Source organism: Desulfosalsimonas sp. (assembly GCF_046483245.1).
Taxonomy (GTDB): Bacteria; Desulfobacterota; Desulfobacteria; order Desulfobacterales; family Desulfosalsimonadaceae; genus Desulfosalsimonas.
On sequence record NZ_JAWODO010000039.1, the window covers coordinates 1 to 4,718 of the forward strand.

The following is a 4,718-nucleotide window of genomic DNA, read 5'->3' on the forward strand; positions in this document are numbered from 1 at the left end:
CCGAACCATGAACCCATCCAGCCGCAGCGACTTTTCCTGTCCTCATGATCACTGTTTTTTTTCAGACAACCAGCAGGCCAACGAGCGCAGGACCTGGATTGTCATCGGTCTGACCATCGTGACCATGGTGGCCGAGATTGTCTCGGGCATGGTGTTCGGATCCATGGCGCTTCTGGCTGACGGCTGGCACATGGCCAGCCATGCTTCTGCCATGGGGCTGACGGCAGCAGCCTATTTTTTTGCCAGAAAATACCGCAATGACCGGCGCTTTACCTTTGGCACGGGCAAGATCAACGACCTGGCCGGGTTTTCCAGCGCGCTTCTGCTGGCCTTGATTGCCATGCTCATGGCCTACGAATCGATCCACCGGCTCCTGGATCCGGTGGCCATCCGGTTTAATGAAGCCATTGTGGTGGCGGTCCTCGGGCTTGTGGTAAACTTGGTCAGCGCATTTATTCTAAATGAAAACCATCATCACCAGCATGACCATGATCACGGGGCCGAATGCGGTCATCAACACCATGATCACAACCTGCGGGCGGCATACCTGCACGTGCTGGCCGATGCCCTGACCTCTGTTCTGGCCATTGTGGCCCTGACAATCGGCAAGATATGGGGCTGGGCTTTTCTGGATCCGGTTATGGGCATTGTAGGCGCCCTGGTCATCACCCGCTGGTCCGTGGGCCTGCTTGGCCAGACCGGTCGGGTGCTGCTGGATTACAACAATGACACCGGCCTGGCCGGACAGATCCGGGATCGCCTGGAAAACGGGGCCGATACACAGGTCGAAGACCTGCATATCTGGCGAATCGGCCCTGGCCATCACAGCGCCATCGTGGCCCTGCGCACCAGCAGTCATCAAACTCCTGAAGATTTCAAGCAGCAGCTTTGCAGTATTGCCTCTTTGTCCCATGTTACCGTAGAAATCAACCCGAAAGCAAATCAACCTTCCGGCACAGGAGAAAAAGACAATCCATGATCATTGCCCCGGAAACCATGATCGCATTTTTCTCGGCATCCGTGCTCCTGGCCCTGGCCCCGGGGCCGGACAACATTTTCGTGCTCACCCAGTCAGCCCTGCACGGCAGATGGTCGGGCATATTTGTCACTCTGGGGCTCTGCACGGGCCTGGTGGGCCATACAACAGCCGTAGCCCTTGGCGTGGCCGTGATTTTCAAGGCCTCGGCCCTGGCCTTTACCGCCCTGAAGCTCGCGGGCGCGGCTTACCTTCTCTATCTGGCCTGGATGAGCTTTGCCGCCGGAGCCTCAAAGCTGGAAAAAAACAGCCAGCCCCGGCTCAAGGGCAGGCATCTCTACGGCCGGGGCATTGTCATGAACCTGACCAACCCCAAGGTTTCCATCTTTTTTCTGGCGTTTCTGCCCCAGTTCGCCGATCCGGCGCAAGGACCGGTGAGTTTGCAGATCCTGATGCTGGGGCTTATCTTTATTGCGGCCACCGTACTGATTTTCGGCATGATCGCCCTGCTGGCCGGCGCCATCGGGGACTGGTTTGCCGGATCACCAAAGGCGCAGATATGGCTAAACCGGGTGGCGGGCACGGTCTTTGCCGCCCTTGCAGTAAAGCTGATCACCACCCACCGGTAAGCATTTACGCAAGCCGGCACATGCCCATCAGGAGAATCAAACAATGGATAAATATGAATGCCCGTGCGGATATGTCTATGACCCGGCAGAGGGAGATCCTGAAAACGGTGTTTTGGCGGGAACAGCTTTTGACGATCTGCCGGATCAATGGGTATGTCCCAAGTGCGGGGCGGAAAAAGAGTTTTTCGAAAAACTCGATTAAATTCCCCCGGCCCTGTCAGGCGCTTCTGCAAAGGCGCTGGCGCCGTTTGTGTGCAGCAAGAACATCCTTTCGGATCCGTATTGATTTGGGCGTGATTTCAACGAGTTCATCAGCGCGGATAAAATCGATGGCCCGCTCCACGGTCATGGGCTTGACCGGGGCGAGCACCAGAGACTCGTCCTTTCCGGAAGCGCGCATGTTGGTGAGCTTTTTTTCCTTGCACGGATTGACGTTGACATCCATTTCCCGGCTGTGTTCGCCGATCACCATACCTTCGTAGAACGCATCGCCGGGGCGGATAAACAACTCGCCCCTGGGCTCCAGGTGAAACAGGGCATAAGTGACCGCAGTGCCCGGCCGGTCGGCCACAAGAGAGCCGGTCAGACGGGTGGGAAAATCGCCCCGGAAAGCTTCCCAGCCGGCGAAATTGGCATTCATGATCCCGGTGCCCCGGGTGTCTGTGAGAAAGGTGTCCCTGTAGCCGATCAGCGCCCTTGCCGGCACTGAAAACTCCATTCGCACCTGGCCGGAGCCGGTGTGTTCCAGGTGCACCATTTTGCCCTTGCGCGCAGACAGTTTTTCCGTGACCACGCCCAGATAGGCTTCACTGCAGTCCACATAAAGATGCTCAACAGGTTCGAGCTTCTGCCCGTTTTCATATTTGGTGATGACCTCGGGCCGGCCCACGCAGAACTCAAAACCCTCGCGCCGCATGGTTTCAATCAAAATGGCCAGCTGAAACTCCCCGCGGCCCATGACCACGAACCGGTCCCGCTCTCCGGTGTCTTTGAGATCAATGGCCACGTTTAAAAGCGTTTCCTTTACAAGCCGCTGGCGGATCTTGGCGGACTGCACATATTTGCCCTCCCGGCCGGAAAAGGGTGAGTCGCTGGGCATAAACACCATGGAAATGGTGGGTTCGTCCACGTGCACCCGGGGCAGGGCCTCGGGCTGGTCGCCGGCACAGAGGGTATCGCCGATAGCCACATCCTCGATGCCCGACAAAATCACAATATCGCCCGCCCGGGCCGAATCCACCGGGCACAGGGCAGCGCCTTTATACACCTGCAGCCGGGAGACCTTCAGGGGCACCCGCGTGGCGGAATTTTTGACACATACCAGATGATCGCCGGCCTTTACCTCGCCGTTTGTCACCCGGCCCACCGCCAGCCGGCCCAGGTAATCGCTGTAGCCCAGGTCGGCCACAAGCATCTGAAAGGGTTTTTCCCGGTCGCAGGCCGGGGGCGGCACATGGCTGACAATGGTATCAAACAGGACATGCAGGTTATCGGCATCTTCATCCAGGCGCTGTTTGACAATCCCGTCTCTTCCCACAGCATAAAAATAAGGAAAATCAAGCTGCCGGTCATCAGCCCCCAGGTCAATGAAAAGATCATAAATTTCATTTAGCACCGCATCGGGCCGGGCATCCTTGCGATCAATCTTGTTGATCAGAACAATGACCGAAAGGCCGGCCTCAAGGGTTTTTCTCAAAACAAACCGGGTCTGGGGCAAGGGCCCCTCTGAGGCGTCCACGAGCAGGAGCGCGGCGTCGGCCATAATCAGGGCCCGTTCCACCTCCCCGCCGAAATCCGCATGCCCCGGGGTGTCAATCATATTAATGCGCACGCCCTGCCACATCACAGAACAGTTCTTGGCGGCAATGGTAATGCCCCGCTCCCGCTCCAGGTCCATGTTGTCCATGATGCGCTCATCGGTCTCCTGGCCGTCGCGAAACAATCCGCTTTGCCGGAACATAGCATCCACAAGGGTTGTCTTGCCATGATCCACGTGTGCGATAATGGCAATGTTTCTGATTTGATTTTCAGTGTTGGTATCTGACAATTGGGGCCTTTCTTCGAATTTTATGCAAAATTGACCGCCCGGCCGTCAATTATGCGCCGGGCAAGGGGCAATATAGACATCTTTTGGATAAACACAAGGATTTTCTATGCGAGCCCAAAAACCGGAGATCAAAAACTCGACAAAACCCTAAAAAGCTTTTTACCGCGTCCGCTGTTGTTGCAGGAAGGAAGCCCTGCGGCCGGGGTCAGTTTTTTCGCTCCTGACCGTTTACGGATTCAGCCAATGCCTTCGCTTAAAATTTCAAAAACTCGGCCTGTCGGCCTCAAACAGTTTGAAATTTTTTCGCTCCGGCATTTGCTGAATTTTTCCGTAAACGCTCAATGTCGCTTCAAAAACCGACCCCGACCTTGGGCTTGCTTGGAACTAGAGAACGTTATCAGACCAATTAAACCGTGCTCAACATAATTTCAGAGAGAAGAAATCGACTTTTCAAAGCCATTCAAATCTGCTGTCAATTTTCTTGTTTGCCGGAGCAGGGGCTGATAAGATATGTTGGTTTACAAGTTTTCAGACAATTTTGTAGTGTGCAGCAAACTGTCAGGGAAATGAAGTTATGGAATTTTACAAATATCACGGACTGGGAAACGACTATATTGTTATTGAACCCGGCCAGGTCAAAGACGGCCTTGAGCCCGGGGCCATCCGCCGCATCTGCCACCGCCAGTGCGGGCTCGGGGCTGACGGAATTCTGCTGGGCCCGTTTTTTGAAGAAAACGGGGCTTTCGGGGTCCGCATTTTCAACCCGGACGGCAGCGAGGCGGAAAAAAGCGGAAACGGACTGCGCATTTTCGCCGGATACCTCCATGACCGGGACCGGGTGGCTGACGCGCCCTTTGCCATCAACACCATGGGCGGGCCGGTCACAGCACAGGTCAGTGACGCCGGACACATGATTTCAGTGGAAATGGGACAGGTAAGCTTTACCAGCACCCAGATTCCGGTGACCGGCGCTCCGCGGGAAGTCATCAATGAATCCATGATCATCTGCGGCCAGAGCCTCAGATTTTGCGCCGCCACCATTGGAAACCCCCACTGCGTGATTGTC

The 4,718-nt window shown here is 55.8% G+C and carries 5 protein-coding genes; 4 read left to right on the forward strand and 1 reads right to left on the reverse strand.

Going from position 1 to position 4,718, the window contains the following annotated elements:
* The 3 genes from dmeF to R6U41_RS03770 form a co-directional block, all read left to right on the forward strand.
* Window positions 1-979: CDF family Co(II)/Ni(II) efflux transporter DmeF (gene dmeF / locus R6U41_RS03760; protein WP_410268498.1), on the forward strand; the 979-nt coding region annotated here is incomplete at its 5' end.
* Window positions 976-1,605 (forward strand): LysE family translocator, encoded by a 630-nt coding sequence (locus tag R6U41_RS03765; protein ID WP_410268499.1) that lies wholly within the window; start codon window positions 976-978, stop codon window positions 1,603-1,605. The genes dmeF and R6U41_RS03765, both read left to right, overlap by 4 nt.
* Window positions 1,606-1,648: 43 nt before the next feature.
* Window positions 1,649-1,807, forward strand: a complete 159-nt coding sequence (locus R6U41_RS03770; protein ID WP_410268500.1) for a rubredoxin — start codon at window positions 1,649-1,651, stop codon at window positions 1,805-1,807.
* 15 nt (window positions 1,808-1,822) lie between these two features.
* Here the strand turns inward: R6U41_RS03770 and typA are convergent, their stop codons facing one another.
* Complete coding sequence (gene typA / locus R6U41_RS03775; protein WP_410268501.1) at window positions 1,823-3,652, reverse strand: translational GTPase TypA; 1,830 nt, start codon at window positions 3,650-3,652, stop codon at window positions 1,823-1,825.
* A gap of 574 nt (window positions 3,653-4,226) precedes the next feature.
* Between typA and dapF the strand changes: the two genes are divergently transcribed.
* Window positions 4,227-4,718 (forward strand): diaminopimelate epimerase (gene dapF, locus R6U41_RS03780; RefSeq protein ID WP_410268502.1); only part of this gene is annotated, 492 nt, incomplete at its 3' end.